The sequence below is a fragment of the Exiguobacterium sp. PvP048 genome (assembly GCF_040549175.1).
Classification (GTDB): Bacteria; Bacillota; Bacilli; order Exiguobacteriales; family Exiguobacteriaceae; genus Exiguobacterium_A; species Exiguobacterium_A artemiae.
Genome location: NZ_JBEPSU010000006.1, coordinates 124,216 through 143,988 on the forward strand (window position 1 = coordinate 124,216; position 19,773 = coordinate 143,988).

Consider the following 19,773-nt stretch of genomic DNA (forward strand, 5'->3'; position numbering starts at 1 on the left):
TTGGAAAGATACAACCATTTTTTTAGAATTTAATCGGAATTCGCAAAATAAATGATATCGCTTTCATTTCGTACTCGAGAAACCTTTAAATAAGAACAAACGTTTGGCATACTATAAATATCAGTCAGCCGTGTTTAAAATGGAGAGGAGCATTACTATGCCGATTACCCCCTATCTGGTTTTCAACGGTAATACCCGTGAGGCGATTCATTATTACGCCAAAGTCTTCGGCCAGGACATTCCCGACATCATGGAGTTTGGTCCCGGCAATGGTCCGGACGATCAACCGTTTGAAAAAGACGTCCAGTCACTCGTCCTGCATTCGCAATTAATTGTTCACGGCACACGCGTCATGTTTTCTGATGCGATGCCGCATGATCCGGTGGCGATCGGACAAAATGTCACGCTGGCTCTGCATTTGCCAGATATCCAAGTCATTCATGAGACGTTCGATAAACTGGCTCAAGACGGTAACGTCATCATGCCGATTCAAAAAACGTTTTGGAGTGAAGCCTACGGCATTGTCGAAGATCCGTTTGGTGTGCAATGGCAGCTCAACCATGAGGTGAGTGAAGTAACAGCGTAAATTGCTCGCTGCGCCATGCTTCCCTTTCACTCGCTTTCCTCAGGCGAGGCACAAGCCGCGCCTCCTTTGTCCTCCGGACACGGACTCGGGTCTTGTTTGCCTCTGACAGCGCAGATCCCTGCGCTTTTTCCTGCAGGAGTCGAGTGACGGGAATGCATTCCTGATAAAAAGTAAGATCTGGCGGATTTCGTCGGGTCTTACTTTTTTTAGATCATAACGATTTTTTTCAAGGTGTTATAGAATGGTTAAAATCAGATATACCATTATCTATTTTGTAAGAAAGGACGTGTCGCAAGAAATGAACGAGATCCTTTTACAAAAACAAGCGACGATCAAACGTTGCATCATTAGAATGAACGAAGTCTATAATAATGACTCCAAAAATTTAAGTGATTTAACCAGACAAGATAGCATCATCTTAAATTTGCAACGGATATGCCAAGCTTCTATCGATATGGCAATGTATGTCGTAAGTACACGAAAACTGGGATTACCTAAAGCAAGTCAGGATGGATTTAAACTATTAAAGGAAGCGCACTTTATCAATTCTTCCCTATCTACAAGTCTAATGAATATGATGGGATTTTGTAATATCGCAATCCATGACTACCCGTCACTTGATTTAAATATTCTCCAGGCTATTTTAGAGAAGCACATAGATGATTTCTTAACATTTGAACAGATTGTTATCCAGTTGGAAGACTGACAGATTTTCATGCTTCATCCCCCTTCTCAAATAAACATTTTAAAGTAAATAACCTAGTATATTCAGAATAAGCCCAACCAAATTCCCTTTAAATAACAATTGTTCATTCATCATGCTATATTTAATAAGAACTACTTTTTAAATACCTTGTAACGTCACTGGAAGGATGGACACATGTTTTGGAGAAACTTTATTTTGAAAAGTACCGGTTTAACTACGCGGATGTAACACGTAGTCGAACGCTCTACATAGACAATTATCCAATCGTTTATCTGTTGTATAACCGGTCAAAAGCACAAGCTTACGTCGGACAAACCGTTCAAAAAAATCAACGGTTAAAAGCCCATTTAAAAGATCCTCGTCGGAAGCAGCTCGACGAATCGATTTTAATTGGGCATGAACAATTTAACCAATCGGCTACTTACAATATCGAATCCAATTTGATTAACTTTTTAATTGCAGATGGTCGCTATACACTGCAAAATGTCAGCCAAACTGTCTCCCGTCAGATGCACAACTATTTCCGAAAAAATTTTTTCAATGAGACGGTTTTTGAAAACATCTGGCAACAGTTACGAGAGGAGCAGATTGCGGAAGGAACACTCGATCAGTTACGAAACAAAGACGTCTACAAACTCTCTCCGTTTCGTGAATTGTCTGAGCAACAACTAGAAGTCAAAGAGGAAATCTTAACATTTTGTAAAACAAAAATCACCGAAACCGGTCATCATGTTTTCATTGTAGAAGGTGACGCCGGAACAGGAAAAAGTGTGTTACTCAGCTCCTTGTTCAATACGATCCAGGATTTAACGAAAGAAGCAGATTCTGCACTGTATCAGACGGATAACTACTTACTCGTCAACCATGGTGAAATGCTCAAGACGTATAAATCGATTGCCAGCAGCCTACCGAACTTAAAGAAAAAGCAGTTTCAAAAGCCAACCCCCTTCTTGAATACATTAGATAAACAAAAGCGGACTGCTGACATCGTGCTCGTGGACGAAGCCCATCTGTTACTCACAAAAGAAGATGCCTACAACAATTTCCACCAACAAAATCAACTGCATGAAATCATTACACGCAGTAAAATTACAATTCTGATCTTTGATCCAAAACAAGTCCTCAAGATTAAAAGTCACTGGGGACGTACGACCTTGCAGGACATCGTCGGTCCCTTTTCGACAAAGACGCTGCAATTATCCAATCAATTCCGGATGCAAGCGAGTCCGCAGACATTGCACTGGATCAATCGGCTGGTGGAACGCGAGCTCTTACCGATTCCGAGTGATTCAAATTATGATTTACAGATCTTCGAGGATCCGGAAACCTTCAAGCAGGCGATTTTCTCGAAAAACGAACAGCACGGTTTATCCCGAATCGTCTCGACGTTTGACTACCTGCATAAAAAAGATGGGGCCGACTACTTTGTTGACGAAGGCGGAATCAACCTTCCGTGGAATCGTACTTATCCCCATACAACATGGGCAGAACAACCGGAAACAATTCAGGAAGTAGGTTCGATCTATACCATTCAAGGCTTTGATTTAAACTACGTCGGTGTCGTCCTCGGTCCATCAATTCAGTACGATGAAACGACTCAACAATTGAAGCTCGATCCAACGTCATATAAAGATACCGGAGCATTTGTTTCCCGCCAAGACTTAAGTCGATCAGAAAACGAACGTGCCAAGGAAGAAATCATTTTGAACTCCCTGAACGTCCTGTTGAAGCGTGGCGTCAAAGGGCTTTATCTGTACGCAACCAATCCTCAATTACGCGCCCGATTATTACAACTAAAGGAGACACAGCTATGAACGAAATCAAAGCATTAATACAAAAAATCGATGACTTCCGTGACGAACGAAACTGGCGACTACACCATAATCCAAAAGATTTAGCGATTTCCTTGTCTATCGAGGCATCCGAGTTACTCGAAGCCTTCCAGTGGCGAACCAGCGAAGAAGCGTGGGAAGAAAATCAGGAAAATATCAAAGAAGAAATTGCCGATGTGTTGATTTATGCGCTGACGTTATGTAGTGAGTTGAATGTAGATGTGGAAGAGATTGTAGTAGATAAGATTAGGAAGAATGGAATCAAATATAAAATCAATCCCATTGAATAATTCTATATTTTTTTAAATGCATTAAAATAAGACTTTCTAAAAGAATTAATCTTTTAGAAAGTCTTATTTTAAAAATCATTTTAATACCAGGCCTTCATCTAGTACAACTCTTTCATATATCTTGAATAGCTCATTAATTTGTTTATCTGTAGCAGGATAATAGTCACGTTTGTTGGCTATACTTGAAAGAGATCTCATAGAAGATTCAGTCAATCCTTTTTTATTCTCATCTTTGCTACAGTATTCAAAAATTTGCTTCCATTTTTCTATACCTAATTCGACAACAAAGGCTTGCCTTTCTATACTAGAATCTAATTTCTTTAAAGATTTTTCTTCTTTTTTCTCATACATTACTTCTTCTTTATTTTTTAGAAACCTTTCAGGAATAGATAAACTTAAATCTATTTTTTTTACTTCTTCCCAACAAGATTCTTTTTTACACCACTGAGAAATGTTAGATTGACCTGTAGGTGGATGAATTATTTTCTCATGTATATTTTTTGCAATAAATTCAATTTCCTTTGAAAGGTCTCTATCAATTGATTGATTTTCCCATACATTACTAAAATTAAAATACTTTTTCTTTTTGTTTACCCAATATGATAGGTATGCAATTGTATAAGTTACTGTCTGAGCTCTATATCCTCCAGTATACCAGTCTGCATTTGATATCATTTTTTCTACTGTTCTAAATAATATTATTCGTGAAACTGCATCTTGAAAGTAACTTTCCGTTATAGCAAGATTATTCACTTCTAAAAGCTCTGTAATGTACGTAGCAAAGTCACTAAAGCAATACTGTGCCCCTTTACTTACAACATGAGGTTTTTGTAACCATGTACTTTCACTTTTCGCTAGAAATGTCTTATCAATTAGTTGATTTTTAGGATGTTCAATCATAAATCTTTTTTGATTCGCTTTAGTTAGATAAAGCTGCTCATTTAAATATTCTCCTCTAACCCGCTCATAATACCACTTTGTTCTTTTCTGACTACCATTAATTGGATTAACCCAAGTTCTTGTAGAATACGTTTTCATATCTTTATGAAACGGACTGTTAGAGAAAAAGTCCGACTTATTTACTTTGTTTTGTGTATTTGCATATTCTGCAACTTTTGATACAAATTCAGAATGTGATTCACCAGCATTAATGACTGATAGCTTCATTTGAACAGAAACCCGACTAACGTCTATTCCTTCTTTCTTTTTAGCGGCATAAATGGAAGAAGTAGTTTGACCGCCATTCACAATCTGGAAATCATAAAGTTTTGTAATAACGCCACCTTCAGTTTCAATTTTCGACGCTGTTGCAGTTATTCCATTGTTGTAGGCAAAAAAATCTTGCGGTGCTCCACTTATAGTATTTCGTATGCCTTTATTAACAGATCCCCTAAATTGTAAAAACGTTCTCACGTTCTGTTCTAATAATCTTTTACCAAATTGATCATATATATCAAAAAGTTGATTTCCATTCAAATAAGAAAGATAAGAATCATAAATCTCTGATTCACCAGGAATTTTTAAATAAGGAATATTTGTATCTATTTCGAAAGAGCTATCGGTCGTTTTGGAACTGTAGTTATTAAATAGATATTCAATATCTATAATTCTCATTTCAAATTCAAGATGTTCATAGGAATATGATTCTATGCGTTTAAAATTACGACTAATCTGACCGTCAGTTAACAAAAATAATTTTACTTTGTTTATTTCATTATTTTTGTATTTAAAGTAAATTTGATACGCCATTGAATAAGCAGGTGACGTTTCTTCCAAATCTTGATAAAGACCTTCAAAACATTTAGCCACAAAGTTACTCAATCTTTTAATTTTTTTATTAATATTATCCAAAGTTAAGGTTTTAATTTCGTCTTCTTGAAAAAATTCGTGAGTTAAGACTGATAATATTTTTCTCTCATCATCAAAATCAAAACCATATGCTTCAATGGGCTTTCTTCCATTTAAGTTTTTTATATCTGCTTCTGTATAATTAACAGATAGTTCACCGGTGGAAACTAAATCTTCGCAAACGTTCTCAAAAAAAGCTTGTGGATTCAACAATCCTCGACTATCTGCAATCGAAAGCGTTGTTTGAATAAAATCTTTATGAAATTCTTTTAAATTTCCCATCTTACATCATTCCTTTTGATAAATCTTCATCCACTAAAAATTTTTTACATTTTGCTAAATCAATTTGATATTTAAGATTTATAATTTCTTTTGGTATATCCTCAACTACTAATTTTGGGAATTCGTTGCTTATATTGTACATGGAGATTTTATCTACTTTAAAAGTGATTAAATCTTTTTGATGTATACTGTCGAAATACCCGTATTGATTGACTTTTTGTTCTAAAAGATCAATTTCTTTATATGAATCGTTAATTAGAAGTAGCTTTTTGATCTCTTGTACTAAATCTTCAATCGTAATTCCGTTTTCGTTTTTATCTAATGAGTAAACTCTCAGGAGAAAGTTTACTTTTGTTGAAAAGAGTTGATTTAAGTTTGATATAGTAACACATTCTGATTTACCTGATTTATGAGACTTAACTTCTAAAGCTAGATTTTCTAATATAAAGTCTTGTCTATCTGCATCAGGCCCACCCCAGGAACAAACTGCATCCTCAATACATCGTTTACTCGAGACATAATTTAATAAAGTATCTAGTTCAGAGAATAAACCCATTTGAATCTCTAAAGGGACGCTTTTTTCAAAATCATTAACAAGTAAATTTTTCCATCTATTTAACCTATTAAATATAATTTTAACAAGAGCTTGCTCATTCTCAATAGTCTCTGCTTTAATAATTAAATCATTACAGAGTTGATAAAATAATTCATATGCAGACTGATCTTTTAGTAGCAAGTAAAATTGAGTTTTTTTAGAGGTTTTATTTTCAAATACCTCAATGTTTTTTAGTTTTATACTCCCTATATCTAAATCACTGTCTTCTAATATAAAATTCAGAGAAATTTTCAATCCATATTTACCTTCTATTTCTTCTCTAATCCAATAAATATCATGAATCATACTGGCTCTTCTTTGACTACCACTAGACATAACTATCCAAGGATTTTCAATAATCGTCATAATATTCATCCTCCATCATTTGTTGAAGGTACACTGTATTAACTTGTAACTTAACATTACCGTAAGTACTCTGAATTCCTCCTGGAAAACTTATTCCGAATGCAGCTAGTTCTAATCTCATTTCTCTACTTTCAGTATTATTCTCTTTAACTTCCGCATCAATAATGTGTAGCATTAATAGTGGTTTAACCATTTTGTTCCTTACCGCTTTTCGAACCGAGTAATTAGTTATTACATTTTCTACATCTTCATTTTCATTCTTTTTTTGTTTATTTTTTTGTTCTGTATTCAATTTTTTTAACTCTTTTATTTGATTTAATGTTTCTAAAGAAATCGAAATATTTTCTGCATTTCCTGAAGAAACTTGTCTATGTTCCACTTCGAAAAAATTTCCTCTATCAGTTACTTTCCGTTCTTGATATGAACCATTTATTCCATCAATATTTAACTTTTTCAAACTGTTCCCTGAATATATAGCTATGTCCCATAAACTATTTACTTGTTCTATATACTTCTTAATAAATTTGATTGGCATTTTTGATTTCATACCTAAATCATCTAAAGGTGCTTCATAAACATTGAACTCATTTACAAAGTTTAAAATTATTTCTCTAGGAATATCTATCCAATAACGCTCTTTCGGTTGTACATAATCTTCTTTTATAATTTTTTTTACAAATCCTTTGATTAATTCAATATTTCTTTGATTAGCTGATGTTTCTTTCAAAATCCATGAAGTTTCTTTTAGGTGTCCATCCAACTTCATTTCAAAATCGATAGAACCAGAATTCTTAAGTTTATTTTTAGCTGTAACTTGAAGACCACTATCGGGATGTTGTTTAACTGCTAATCCGAAATCTCTAGGTGTCATTTCATTCTCAGACATTTCTTTTAGGTCATCTACTAAATCTAATGTCGCTTCTGTTATTGTTTTAAACTTATCGAATGTATCTTGAGTAGTATAAATTCTACATAAATCTTCATAGCCCATTCTATATCCGAACCATCTTCCCATCTGCATTAACGTATCGTAAAAAACAGTCGTTCTTAAAAAATAGCTGATTGATAATCCTTCCAGAGTATAACCTCTCGATAAACTAGTTCCACCTATAACGATTACGTTACTAGCAACATCGTCACGATATTCCAATTTTAATTTTGTATCTTTATGAACTTCAAAAATTTGTACTTTTGAAATTATATCTGTTATTTTAAAAATAATTTTACTCCACTCAAATTCAATCTTATCTTCATGATGGTATTCAAAAGTATTTTTAATATCACCTATAATTTCATTTTTTAATGAAGAGTTATCTTTTTTACCATCGCTTTCTAGAGCCTGTTTTAGTTTTTCGTAGTAATCATTAATATTTGATGCAATGTTTTTATGGACATTAGTAAATCTAGAGGCATGTACTAGCATACTATTGTGTTTATTCTCTTGATCTCTAAGATGTCTTATTGCAATATTAATTAAAAATAATCTAACTGCATCTTTTAAGCTATTTGGTAATTCAGGTAATTCATAATCTTTTTTATGTTTAGGAGGAATGATATCTGCCGCGTCATCCACATCATAAAAGTAAGCTTGATTTTTATCCATAAAAATTTTCTCGGCGCCTAAATAATTACTTGGTGCGTTCAAGCAATATATAAAATCTTCCGGAAAAAGATCTTTTCCTAAACTTTCAGTATCCGTATTATGATCAATAAAAATGTTTGCATAAGGAGTTGCTGTATATGCTACGTAAGAGCTCTTTTTGAACAACTTTAGCAATGCTCTAATTTTTTCATTTATTTTGGTAGGATCTTCTTCTTCTTTTGTATTGATTGATGCATAATCAGACTCATCATCAATTAGTAACATGGCATGCTTGTTTACACCAGAAGAGTAGTGATTCTCAATCCAACTTATTACATTGTCTAACGTTCTTGTATTTTTTTTAATTACTACAATAACAGGACTCGAAATGCTGTCTAAACTAATTCCTTGTGAATTTCTATCAGCATCAGCCCTATTAAAATCTTTAGTTTTTGAAGTCAGACTAATAGGTCTCTTATCTTCTCTATAATTAGCTAACTTTGCTACTCCAACCCTTTCATTTAAATCACGTCCAATAAAAGATGAATTTAAACGTTCTTGCGTTTGATTTCGTAAATTGTTCATTGCACCTGCAATTACAACTATAAATTTATAGCCAGCATCAGCTGCTTTACACACTAGAGATGAATAATTTCCTGTTTTACCAGACTGCACATGTCCTACAACCATTCCATACCTTTCAAACTGTTCTTCATTTGGATTTCCTAAGTAATTCATAACAATATCTGTATCTTCGTCAGTATTTTTAATTACATCGTTAGGTAATGAACTACTCATATATTTTTTATAATTTTCATTGTAATAATTTTCTTGCGAAAGCTTCTGTTTATGGGACCACCAAGTACTATCCCGTTCTTTTTGCTGTTCTCCAGTCACAATTATTCCCATGTTTGTTCTTACGTCATAATCGGTTTCTAACTCTCTAACCATACGTGACCATTGTTTTTCATCAAGTTTTTTTAAATTACTTAATTCATACTTCATAGCAAAAAAATTAAGTAAACCTGCGTCTTCTTGTATTTTTTTAAAACCATCAACTGCGTCTTCAATTTGATTTTCAAATAACGGTTTAGGCTTTTGTTCTAGAATATTTGTAATCTCTTCCTTGAAAATTTGATAAGAATTTCTTTGCATGATTTCATTCCTCCCGAAGTTCTTTAAATAATTCAGTTTTTAGTAATGATTCAATTTGTTCTTTAGTTAAATCAAGGCTTAACAAACTATTTAATAGTTCTTTTTTCTCGTGTTCTTTAATCAAATCTTTTTGATTAATTTTTTTAGGTTCTGTAATTACATATGCTTCGATAGCAGTAATAGGAATATAAGCTTCAACACCTTTTAGATAAGTGTTTAATACAAAATCTTCTTCTTTTTTTATTGTCTTTTTCAAATAATCTAGTATTGGATGATTCTGGTTTAACTTGAACTTAACTGCTCCATCAGTGTGAGTTACATTCCAGAATGGAAAAACACTTTTATCCTCTAAAATTTGTGGTCTTCGTGAATAAACATTTTGACCTCTATTCAAAATATTATTCAGTACTTTTTTCAGCTCATTTTTTATTAAAGAATTTGGGTATGCTATCGATTTTTTTACATCTATGTTCCAGATAGAATCTTGATCATTTGAGATATCTACTCTAATTCTAATCAATCGATGAGCATCAGAAATTTTATTCAATCCCCACCAAGTTCCATGAATTAATAAGCGTCCACCTCTATACAAATAGAATCCTTGCGACTTTGTATAACCATCATTAGTTGCATATTTATCATATTCTAAATTAGATAATTTACTGTGATGTGGTAAGATATAAGGCGTAATTTTAATTCGCTTATTATTAACTTTTATTATTTGGTCTGGTAAAGTTTGTGTAGCTAAATTATTCTCATTAAACGGATTAAATCCCTTAATTTCGTTATTATTTAAACTCATAAAAAATTTTCTGCCCTTAATATTACCCTCCAAAAATCTATGGAATACTAAAGCTAAATGGCTTCTAAGTAAAATTATTTCTTCAGGATATTCATTTTTATGAATCGTATCAATTTTTTCCCATATAACCAAAGTTCCTGATTTTTGAGATATCAGCTTTTTGAATAAAGCATCATTTTCAAATTCATTAAAATCTGGAGTAATCAACAACCATTCATTTTTTTCTATAATTAATTCTAAATCCCATCTTCTAGAATACATTTCTCCATTTTTTTTGCTAATAACAGTTAAGCTTTTACATTGAGAAAAAGAAGCAGTTTTTAATCCTAATCCAAAACGTCCTAAATCTTTTTTTTCACGTTGATCTTCAGGATCTTTACTCCCTAATCTCATTGCTTCAATCAATTCTTCTTCTGTCATTCCAAAACCATCATCTAATACACTTAATTTAGTGCTAGGATCTGATTCAGTTTCAATTAAAATATTTTTAGATTCTGCAGCTATACTATTATCAATAATATCAGCTAATGCTATTTGGAAATTATATCCGAAATCTCTTAAAGATTTTATAAAATTACTTAAATTAGGTTTTACAATTTCATTCATTTTACTTCACCACCATCAATTAATTAACTATTTATGTATATATTATAATAAATAAGCTCAATAATTGTAACATAATAGAAATAGAGTTTTTGAATTCGCTAAAAAAAGATAACTTTTAACTAATTGAGTTAAAAGTTATCTTTTTTTATAACGATTTACTTATGATAAATATTCTAATAATTTTTCTGCAACAGCTTTTGCCAGTAAAGGAGGAACTGCATTACCAATCTGTTGATAACGTTCGTCTTTTCTTCCTTCAAAAACAAATTTATCTTGAAAAGATTGTAATCTTGCTGCTTCTCGAATGCTTATTGCTCTTGCCTGTGTAGGATGTTGCCACATCGATTTCCTTACATTAATTACAGTAGGAGATGGTTCGTCGTAATTTAATCTAAGATAAACTGTATTTTGAGTTCTTGAGGCATCTGAATATGTTTTTTTCAATTCATTCGGCAAACTGTGAAAATTCTTGCCACCAGTTTCTAATATTTTCTCATATCGCTCTTTTATTAACTTTGAGCTTTCAGTATTAATATGATCCTGTATCTCGTCAACTTCAACATCTTTTCTATAGTATGAAATCAGTTCGTTACTCGATTTTGAAGTATAAATTTTTGAGTCATACGTTTCTATTCTTGTTTGAGGAGTTATTGATTCTAAATCTTCAATCGCGTCTCTTACAACGTAAATTCGTTTACTATCTCCTTCAGGTAATTCTATTTTTGTTTGAGTGTTCAGCACACCCAACATCATAAAACGATTTCTTTTTTGCGGAACACCAAATTTGGAAGCATCTAAAATACCGCTTGTTATACTGTATCCGTAGTATCTAAATACCTCTTCTAAATACTTCACTGCGTTATATGAAAACACTTGAACTGATATGGTATATGATACTTTGTCTTCAATGACAAGTTCATTACATTCAATGTCCTCATCTTTCAGTTCTTGGCATCGTACCAAAAATCGATTTAAACTAATTAAATCCTTTATATCTATATATTCTTTATCATTTAAAGAATCTCCATCTCTCATTTTTTGTAATGCTTGCATAGCATTATTTAATATGTTTTGTTCATTTGTACTTGAATTATTTCGATTAGAAAGTTCTATGATAATTTCTCTTAACTCATCCTTTATTTTTTTGGTGAGAGATAAGATTTTATTTTTTTCTAATTTTTTTTCAATAACACGTAATCTCGTAATCAAAAGTGCCTTAGTGATAATCGGATTAGGGACATCAAAAAGGGAAGAATAGTCTTTGACAACAGATTTTAAGTTTTCACTGGTAGTACTTAATAATTCAATGAAATCCAAACTATATATTTTATTACCTGATTGATTAATTTTATCTAAATGTATTTTAGAGCTGAAATCATTTTTATCATCATACTTATAGTTTGTTACAAAAAACTTATGAACCGAAGAATTCATAGACTTTACATTCTCCATTAAAAAAGCAATCGGTTTAACATCCCGTATCGCTCGGACATATTCCTTGACCAGTTTATTATTTCCAGAAATCAAATAATTTTTTTGTCTGTTGGCATTTGAGAATCCCTGACATGGTGGTCCGCCTATGATAATAGTAGTCTCAGAATCTAAGTCAAATTCATCAAAATTAATTTTAGTAATATCACTGATTCCTGAATCAGGAACTTTTATTATTATATTTTCATCCCCATGATTTTTAATATACGTTTTTTGAGCAGCTTCATTTATTTCAACAGCGCCAATTACAGAAAATTTGCCTGTTTGTTCAAAACCATTACTTAATCCGCCTGCTCCTGCAAATAAATCTAATATTTTATATTTATTGTTCATATTTTTTCCTTTCTCTCAATCAAACAGAATGTATATTAGCAGCATACCTCATGAATTTATTTATATCAATACTTCATGTTTTCATGATCGATTGGTTAATTACATACATTTAATAAAAAAGAGATCATTACAATTTGTTTTCTAAAAAGTCTACATGACTTTTTCAACAAATTATAATGATCTCTAGGAAACGATTTCTTCACTGTTACGGTTACTTCACAGATTCCCCGCTCACATAAAACTTTTCTCTATTTCCTCGAACCTCAATACGATCTTCCCAAATGTAAAATCTCCATTTTTCATCTTTTGAATAATCCAAAATCATATCTTCTGTCATCAATCGTCTCAGATTTTTGAATTCTACAAAATACACTTTATTGCCTTCAATTCGCACGGCCATGATTGCCATATCTGCCTCATCTAAAATTTCAACTTGCTTCGTCGATAAGTCAAACCAGCCATGCTCTTGATTGTGTAATTTAGTTTCCGGTGTGCAGACGACAACTGATTTCCCACTTTGCGTGGTTCCTTCGTACATGATTTTCTTCTGTTTCATGATTGTAAGTGCGCAATCGTATCTTTCGCTGATCATTTTAACAACAGTTTCTTTTTCTGGTATCGACATCTATAAAACTCCCCGTCACGTCTAGTGAATTATTTTATTAAAAATCAAAAATACATATATTTCTATTTTTTCACTCTTTAGCAGTTCATTAGTCTAACTTGAAAAATAATGTTCAATCCGAAACAGAACAATATCCGTTATCCACTCCGTTAATACCCTACTATTTGCTTTAAAGTCTTGTTGAATAAATAATGTTCTTTGGTCTTTAGTTGTTTCAAACGGATATCCCATTTTTGGAAAGGGCTGTTGCTTCAGCAATTTCACTATTTTTGATTCATTGTATCCATTCTCAAAGACCCTTCCTTGCGCATCCTTCACTTCCCTATACTTTTCTGCATGCAAATACTCATAAAAGAACGGCCCGACTTCTTCTGCCGTAATCGGCTCCATCCACCGTTCTTCTTTTCGCTCGAGCATCGCCAACAACACGACCATCTTGTAACTCCGGTTCATCACCGTTTTTTCGACCTGTTCAATCAATTCAAGATTAGCATCGTAAATCTCGACTTCTTCATCCGTCAATTCACCTTGTTCCTTCAGGAAACCGACGTACGATCCCCACTCTTGTTTATAGCCAGTCGGCACGGCTGTCAGTTGACCAATTTCGATGTAAGTCGGACGACGTCCAAGATCGAGCTTCACTTGTTCATAGCTTTCAATCAAACGCAGTTTACGCTGATTCGGTTGACGCATCCGATGAATGATATTCAGTGCTTGTATATCGAACTCGATGATGCATCCCTTTGGTGGGGTAATCGGCTCCGTATCCCCACGCTTGAGTTTGTCTTTTACTGTTCCAAGCAACATCAGCTTCGTTTCGACGTTTTTATAGTTGCCGATCAAATCGATGATGACACAATGTGATTTCTCATTCGCTAAACGCAAGCCCCGTCCGATTTGCTGGGTGTAAATTGCAATCGATTCCGTCGGCCGGCAAAACAGTAACGTATCGACTTTCGGAATATCGACTCCTTCATTAAACAAATCGACCGTAAAGACGATTTCTAACGTTCCCTGTTCAAACTCTTGGATCCGCTCCCATCGATTGAAGGTCTGTCCGGTCAAGGCAATCGCCTGGTGGCCCATTTCCCGGAACGTCTGCGCTAAGTATTCAGCTTGACGGATCGACGAACAAAAGCCGATCGTCTTCGTCTGCCGGTGCTTCGACCAGGCGGCATAGATGTTTTCTGAGACTGCCCGATCAATCTGCGCCTGTTCCAGTTCCATCGCATCATATTTCAGTCCTATTCGCCGCAGTTGCGAATAGTCGATGACGTCATGAATCCCGTAATAATGGAATGGAGTCAGAAATCCTTCGTTGATCGCTGACGTGAAGTGCATTTGAAAGGCAACGTTATTGTCGCACAGTGCATAGACGTCCGCTCCATCCATCCGATCCGGCGTCGCTGTCAGTCCCAGCAAAAAACGTGGTTCGAAATGCGCCAGGATCTTTTGATAACTTTTAGCTGCTGCATGATGAAACTCATCGATGATGATCAAATCAAAATGGTCTTTTGCAAACCGGTCGAGATGCCGGTTTTGGGATAACGTCTGGACCGATCCAAACAGCACGTCCGTCTGTTCATCGTTCGTGCGGTCTGATCCGATATACAAAGCCGTCTGCCAATTGGGTTCGACCTTTTGAAACGAACGTTCCGCTTGTTCCAGCAACTCGCGTTGATGTGCGAGGAACAGAATCCGCTTAAAACCACGTGCAAAGAATGCACTGAGATACGTTTTCCCAAGACCGGTCGCAAGGACGGTCAAGGCACGATTTCGTCCTTCTTCCATCGTTTCCTGAAGTGCACGTAAGGCTTCCTCCTGCACCCGGTGCGGCAGAATCTCTTCGGACGTGACGATCTGTTGCTCCGTATAGTCAACTTCCGATTCTGCGACATATTGCCGTGCGTCATGTTCTTGCCGGTACGCTTCGAGGACGACCGGATTCAGGTCTTGAGCTGCTTCACTTAAGTAAAGGTCCATGAATGCCTCAATCGCATCATCCAAGATATGCGGTGCGACGGCTTGCGGCAAATGGAGATTCCACTCGACACCGGTTCGGAATGCACTTTTGGAGATATTCGATGAGCCGACAATCGACAGACCAGTCTCCGCATTGCGGAACAAATAGGCTTTCGGATGAAACGCCCGTCCGCCGGAGCGATAAAACCGGATCGACAGACCGTCCAGTTTCAATAATTGTGCCAACGCCTCCGGGTCCGTAATATGTAAGTAGTCGCCAATCAAAAAATGAACATCAGCGCCCCGTTCGACGGCGCGACGTAACGCCGGTAACAAAAGTTCGACACCCGAGCGTTGTGCGAAGGCGGCGACGATATAGACTTCATCCGCTTGGTCAATGGCATCGACCAACGACGCATACAAATCGTGTGTCGTCAGTTTTGCTGCCGGAATCAATCTTCGACCTCAATCAGATACAGCTTGTCATCAAAGCCACCCCGCTTATCGTGTTTCGCAAGCCGGATTGCTTCCAGTTGTTCCGGTGTCATCCCGTGCGTCCGAGCCAGCGCGTGAACAAGCTCCAATAAGTCGGCCAATTCTTCAACTGCTTCTTCGGTCGTCGTTGCTTCTTCATATTCGGCTACTTCTTCATGCACTTTCCGTTTCGCTTCAACGAGGAATTCTTCCTCGTTAAGTGTCCGGAACGTTGCTATTTTTCCGTTCCGAGCAATGATAGTTGGAATCTGATCCCGGACTAATTTATGATAAAGAGGCATTGGATTCACTCCTTGTAAGTATGGTGATGGTTTTGTAAAAATTATCCTATAGTTCAAGGCAGATAGCACGTTCTACATACGATTTATTTTAGATTAGAGGAGGAGTTTTCATGAGTTCATTCCAGAAAATCGAAACAACCAACGCACCGGCTGCCATCGGTCCCTATTCGCAAGGTTTCATTGCCAACGGTACGTTATACGCATCCGGTCAAATCCCGATCAATCCGGCAACGGGTGAAATGGTCGTCGGTGGCATTACGGAACAGACGGAGCAGGTCATGAAAAACGTTAATGCCATCTTAAAAGAAGCTGGCCTGACACCGGACCGTGTCGTCAAAACGACGTGCTACTTAACAAGTATGGATCATTTCGCTGCGTTTAATGATATCTACTCCGATTACTTTGCTCCGCACAATCACTTCCCGGCACGCTCTTGCATCGCAGTCAAAGAGTTACCAAAAGGTGCTTTGGTCGAGGTTGAGATTTTAGGGTTAGTTTAATGACTTCGAACACGTCACGTTTAGTGGCGTGTTTTTTATCTGTGTAATCCCCAACGTCCTGTCCCTTTTCCGGTCTCACTGTAGAACAAATCCTTCGTTCCTTCATATAACTCACATTCACTCGCATGAAGATAAATCAATTTTCGAATACGTGCATCTAATCCTGCTTCCGTCGAAAAACGAGAAAGATCCAAATCACTCCGCTCTCGTACACGCTGGTAAAGCTCTGTCAAATCGAGATGTCCTGCCTCTAAAATCTCGATGATGGCTTCTAAAAGTGCTTCGCTGCTCTCATTCATCAGGCTATTCCCTTCATTCTGTTATCTGTTCCTTCACCCGCTTTTTCGCCTCCAGTGACATCGTCACCACTATCGCAATCAATTGTGGAATGAGCATCAAGAGACTGATGAGCAAAATCAATTGTTCCGCTGTTAACGGTTTGAAATAACCGTCCCATCCGAAAGTATCCATCCGACCTGCAAAGTATATCGATATGAAATAAGACACGATATTACCAGCAACCACAAACAACAGATGACTCCACCGCTGACCCGTGAAAGCGAGAACCGTGAATCTGACAAGTAACAGTAGATAACCGAGTAATGTCCCTGTCTTGAAGTCTTCGAGCAACGCCAGGTAGACGAATGGAATACTGTATCCCGCTAAGACAACGAGTCCAATCCACCACGTCTTCACCTGATTTCCTCCCCGCGTATCTCAAATTGACGGTACAACCAATCCCGAAGCAGTTCCCAGCCGTCCGGATAGGCATTACTTCCCTGAGACGCTCCGTTTGCTCCGACTGCGACAAGACGCGAATCTGTTCACTTTTTTCTTTGTTCCTCGCATCTTTCAACCGTAGTTCTCGTGTCGCTTTTGTCCACAAAAATGTTTGTTCCTCCCCCATGCCGGACTCACGGTACATCATTCGATCCAGTTGTATGGTCCCCATCTCACGTCACTCCTTTTCGAACTCTCCCTAGTATTCCCAGTATAATTCATTTTCCGTTTTCTACCTATCCCAAAAAAGATTAAGGTACCTTTGTTTTGAATTTTCTTTTAGGATAGAAGAATGATTTTAGCAAGGAGGTAGCATTCATGATCAATCAACAGCTCTTTTTATTCGGCGGTGGTCCCCCGTTTACATCCGGACTCTGTAAAACGTTCGTCTCATGTTTGAACGGGACAGGACCGATTGTATTACTGTATGTCCCGCGTCCCGGCTCGTCCTGGGCAGATTATGCACTGATTTATACGGACGCGTTAACGGCAAATGGTGCAACAGATTTTTTCCACTTTCCATTGTCTGCAAGTCCGACACCTGAACAACTCGAACAGTTAGCAGCAAGCTCCGGGATCGTCATCTCGGGCGGGGAAACGGAGCGTTACCAACAGTTCATCGTCGACACGCCAATCGGCACCCTCATTCAGGAACGCTATCAACAGGGCGTTCCGGTCGCTGGATTTTCAGCAGGCGCCTTACTGATACCGGACGAATGCCGGATTCCCGCGATTGATCAACAGCACGGTAAATCGTTAGTCCTGAAGGGACTCGGACTGTTACCGGATGCTGTAGTTTCCGTCCATTACGACGCGTGGCAGGAAGAGGCAAACTTACGACAAGCATTTTGTTCAACGAACAGCGCCTTCGGTTACGGCTTACCGGAACGAGCTGGGATTCATCTGAAGAACAATCAACTGGTCCAACAGGAAGGACCTTCACCCGTTCTCCTGCAAAGAAAGGAAGAGATGTCATGCCGACCATCGTAACTGCCGTCAAAGGAATCGTTCAATACGGCACTCACAGTTTAATCGTTCAACGTGCCGCTGCCGACTCCGGTGGCGGCACGTGGGAATGCCCGGGCGGAAAAATCGATTTCGGTGAGCTGCCGGAAGACAGCCTGATTCGGGAAATCCAGGAAGAGACAGGGTTAACGGTCACCGTCGATCGGATTGCGTATGCTTCGAGTCTCATGACGCACCCGGACCGCCAAGTCATTTTGCTGGTCTACTTCTGCACCGCTACGACACAGACCGTCGAATTGTCCGACGAGCACGACGACTACATCTGGGCAGATGAATCGACACTCCGCCAACAGATTGCACCCAATATCCTCGCTGATTTTGAGCGGTATCAGATTTTCCCGCAATTGATTTCCTCTTAAAAACAGTTATTCCTATAAAACTGCGCGATTTTAATTCAAGTCACCGGCTCGGACACGTCACTTGTGAGTGGCGTGTTTTTTTATTGTGAAACGGCCGTCTCTTGAAACACTACTTTTGATAAATCACCTGCCAATATATCTCTCATTTAGTTAGATATTTAAAATCCGCTTGTATTCAGGATAAAAGATTCCTAAAATGAACAAGTATGTCATGCCATTTAAGGAGTCTACTTATGAAACTATCCTTTACTTACTTTGCGTTACCACTGGCTGCCCTTCTCTTAACGGGATGTGCCGGTAAAGAAACAGCTTCGCAAGAACCAAAGACCGACCAATCAACCATTCAGAAGGATTCACCGAAGCAGGCAGAAACAGAAACCAAATCGGTCGAAGCAGACCAAACGTCTGAGAAACCCGTCACGAAAAAACCGGCGAACACCGAAACGGCCACTGCTGAGGCGACAGCCAAGTCTTCGAAGAACTCCGTTTTTTCGGGCTATACAAAACTGAACGTCGACGGGGGCGATATGTCGGGTGATCGGGAACCGAATGCTGTCGTCAATATCGGATTCGGCAATCGGAAATATTGGGCGTTTACAAATGAACATGCCCAACTCGTCAAAGTGATCGCGAAAAAAATCACCTTACAAAATGATTCCGAGGAAACGACGTCATCCGGTCGCTATTATTCAGACGAAGCAAAAGTCCCGGGCGTCGAGAGTCCGCAACTCGACGAAGGCCACGTTATCGCCGATTCACTCGGCGGGGTCTCAAACGCCTATAACATCACGCCGCAGGACAGTACGCTCAACCGGCACGGTGATCAGGCCTATATGGAAAACACTATCCGCAAGGCCGGTGAGGTGACAGACTTCGAAGCGACGATTACGTATCCGGATACGAACACACAAATCCCGTCGCATTATCACTATACGTATACGCTACGAGGAAATAAAATCGTCGATGACTTCGATAACGTCAACCCGGATGAAGTCAATGCCGAACTCGGTCTGACCGAAGACAAAGAAGAATCGGTACAAACTTCTGCCGATCCAGAACCGACTTCCGACGCGACAAATGACGTCTCAACCGTCGACGCGAACGGCAACGGACAAGTCACGATCCAAGAAGCCAAAGACGCCGGTTTCACGATGCCGATTACAGATGACCATTGGCTCTATCCATACATGCGGGACAACGACCATGACGGGATGGTCGGCGAATAACCGATAGGTAAAACAAACAGGCGGACTCCGGAGAGCCCGCCTGTT

At 37.6% G+C, this 19,773-nt stretch carries 18 protein-coding genes; 8 read left to right on the plus strand and 10 right to left on the minus strand.

Features of this window, described 5'->3' with window-relative positions:
* Positions 1 to 157 precede the first annotated feature (157 nt).
* The 4 genes from ABIC15_RS11830 (at position 158) to ABIC15_RS11845 (ending at position 3,414) form a co-directional block, all read left to right on the plus strand.
* The gene (locus ABIC15_RS11830; RefSeq protein WP_354020782.1) at positions 158 to 586 is read left to right on the plus strand and encodes a VOC family protein; all 429 of its coding nucleotides are present in this window, start codon (positions 158 to 160) and stop codon (positions 584 to 586) included.
* A 298-nt stretch (positions 587 to 884) separates the two neighbouring features.
* The gene (gene hepT / locus ABIC15_RS11835; protein WP_354020783.1) at positions 885 to 1,292 is read left to right on the plus strand and encodes a type VII toxin-antitoxin system HepT family RNase toxin; all 408 of its coding nucleotides are present in this window, start codon (positions 885 to 887) and stop codon (positions 1,290 to 1,292) included.
* Between the two features lie 179 nt (positions 1,293 to 1,471).
* Positions 1,472 to 3,106, plus strand: coding sequence for a DUF2075 domain-containing protein (locus ABIC15_RS11840; RefSeq protein ID WP_354020784.1), 1,635 nt, complete (start codon positions 1,472 to 1,474; stop codon positions 3,104 to 3,106).
* The gene (locus tag ABIC15_RS11845) at positions 3,103 to 3,414 is read left to right on the plus strand and encodes a nucleotide pyrophosphohydrolase (protein ID WP_354020785.1); all 312 of its coding nucleotides are present in this window, start codon (positions 3,103 to 3,105) and stop codon (positions 3,412 to 3,414) included. The genes ABIC15_RS11840 and ABIC15_RS11845 overlap by 4 nt, the downstream gene beginning before the upstream one ends.
* A 75-nt stretch (positions 3,415 to 3,489) precedes the next feature.
* On the opposite strand, the gene ABIC15_RS11850 is transcribed toward ABIC15_RS11845, so the two are convergent.
* The 8 genes from ABIC15_RS11850 to ABIC15_RS11885 form a co-directional block, all read right to left on the minus strand.
* Positions 3,490 to 5,544, minus strand: a complete 2,055-nt coding sequence (locus ABIC15_RS11850) for an AIPR family protein (RefSeq protein WP_354020786.1) — start codon at positions 5,542 to 5,544, stop codon at positions 3,490 to 3,492.
* Between the two features lies 1 nt (position 5,545).
* Entirely contained in the window at positions 5,546 to 6,505 is a 960-nt protein-coding gene (locus ABIC15_RS11855; protein ID WP_354020787.1) for a PD-(D/E)XK motif protein, read from the minus strand.
* Positions 6,492 to 9,242: a Z1 domain-containing protein gene (locus tag ABIC15_RS11860; RefSeq protein ID WP_354020788.1), complete on the minus strand. Its 2,751-nt coding sequence runs from the start codon at positions 9,240 to 9,242 to the stop codon at positions 6,492 to 6,494. The genes ABIC15_RS11855 and ABIC15_RS11860 overlap by 14 nt, the downstream gene beginning before the upstream one ends.
* Before the next feature lie 4 nt (positions 9,243 to 9,246).
* Positions 9,247 to 10,650 carry an ATP-binding protein gene (locus ABIC15_RS11865; RefSeq protein WP_354020789.1) on the minus strand — a complete coding sequence of 468 codons (1,404 nt, stop codon included), beginning with the start codon at positions 10,648 to 10,650 and terminating at the stop codon, positions 9,247 to 9,249.
* A gap of 159 nt (positions 10,651 to 10,809) precedes the next feature.
* Positions 10,810 to 12,474 carry a DNA cytosine methyltransferase gene (locus ABIC15_RS11870; RefSeq protein WP_354020790.1) on the minus strand — a complete coding sequence of 555 codons (1,665 nt, stop codon included), beginning with the start codon at positions 12,472 to 12,474 and terminating at the stop codon, positions 10,810 to 10,812.
* A gap of 211 nt (positions 12,475 to 12,685) precedes the next feature.
* Complete coding sequence (locus ABIC15_RS11875; RefSeq protein ID WP_354020791.1) at positions 12,686 to 13,099, minus strand: DEAD/DEAH box helicase family protein; 414 nt, start codon at positions 13,097 to 13,099, stop codon at positions 12,686 to 12,688.
* Between the two features lie 93 nt (positions 13,100 to 13,192).
* The gene (locus ABIC15_RS11880; RefSeq protein ID WP_354020792.1) at positions 13,193 to 15,517 is read right to left on the minus strand and encodes a DEAD/DEAH box helicase family protein; all 2,325 of its coding nucleotides are present in this window, start codon (positions 15,515 to 15,517) and stop codon (positions 13,193 to 13,195) included.
* A complete protein-coding gene (locus ABIC15_RS11885) occupies positions 15,514 to 15,837 on the minus strand; it encodes a pyrophosphohydrolase domain-containing protein (RefSeq protein WP_354020793.1) in 324 nt (107 codons plus the stop codon). Before ABIC15_RS11885 ends, ABIC15_RS11880 begins: the two co-directional genes overlap by 4 nt.
* Positions 15,838 to 15,947: 110 nt before the next feature.
* Here ABIC15_RS11885 and ABIC15_RS11890 point away from each other — a divergent pair, with 110 nt between their 5' ends.
* Positions 15,948 to 16,337, plus strand: coding sequence for a RidA family protein (locus ABIC15_RS11890; protein WP_354020794.1), 390 nt, complete (start codon positions 15,948 to 15,950; stop codon positions 16,335 to 16,337).
* A 35-nt stretch (positions 16,338 to 16,372) separates the two neighbouring features.
* Here the strand turns inward: ABIC15_RS11890 and ABIC15_RS11895 are convergent, their stop codons facing one another.
* Both ABIC15_RS11895 and ABIC15_RS11900 read right to left on the minus strand, forming a co-directional pair.
* Complete coding sequence (locus ABIC15_RS11895) at positions 16,373 to 16,636, minus strand: hypothetical protein (RefSeq protein WP_354020795.1); 264 nt, start codon at positions 16,634 to 16,636, stop codon at positions 16,373 to 16,375.
* 13 nt (positions 16,637 to 16,649) lie between these two features.
* Complete coding sequence (locus ABIC15_RS11900; RefSeq protein ID WP_354020796.1) at positions 16,650 to 17,033, minus strand: hypothetical protein; 384 nt, start codon at positions 17,031 to 17,033, stop codon at positions 16,650 to 16,652.
* Between the two features lie 402 nt (positions 17,034 to 17,435).
* Here ABIC15_RS11900 and ABIC15_RS11905 point away from each other — a divergent pair, with 402 nt between their 5' ends.
* The 3 genes from ABIC15_RS11905 (at position 17,436) to ABIC15_RS11915 (ending at position 19,728) form a co-directional block, all read left to right on the plus strand.
* A complete protein-coding gene (locus ABIC15_RS11905; RefSeq protein ID WP_354020797.1) occupies positions 17,436 to 18,107 on the plus strand; it encodes a Type 1 glutamine amidotransferase-like domain-containing protein in 672 nt (223 codons plus the stop codon).
* Positions 18,092 to 18,502 carry an NUDIX hydrolase gene (locus ABIC15_RS11910; RefSeq protein WP_354020798.1) on the plus strand — a complete coding sequence of 137 codons (411 nt, stop codon included), beginning with the start codon at positions 18,092 to 18,094 and terminating at the stop codon, positions 18,500 to 18,502. The genes ABIC15_RS11905 and ABIC15_RS11910 overlap by 16 nt, the downstream gene beginning before the upstream one ends.
* Before the next feature lie 233 nt (positions 18,503 to 18,735).
* Positions 18,736 to 19,728, plus strand: a complete 993-nt coding sequence (locus ABIC15_RS11915; RefSeq protein WP_354020799.1) for a DNA/RNA non-specific endonuclease — start codon at positions 18,736 to 18,738, stop codon at positions 19,726 to 19,728.
* Positions 19,729 to 19,773 lie beyond the last annotated feature (45 nt).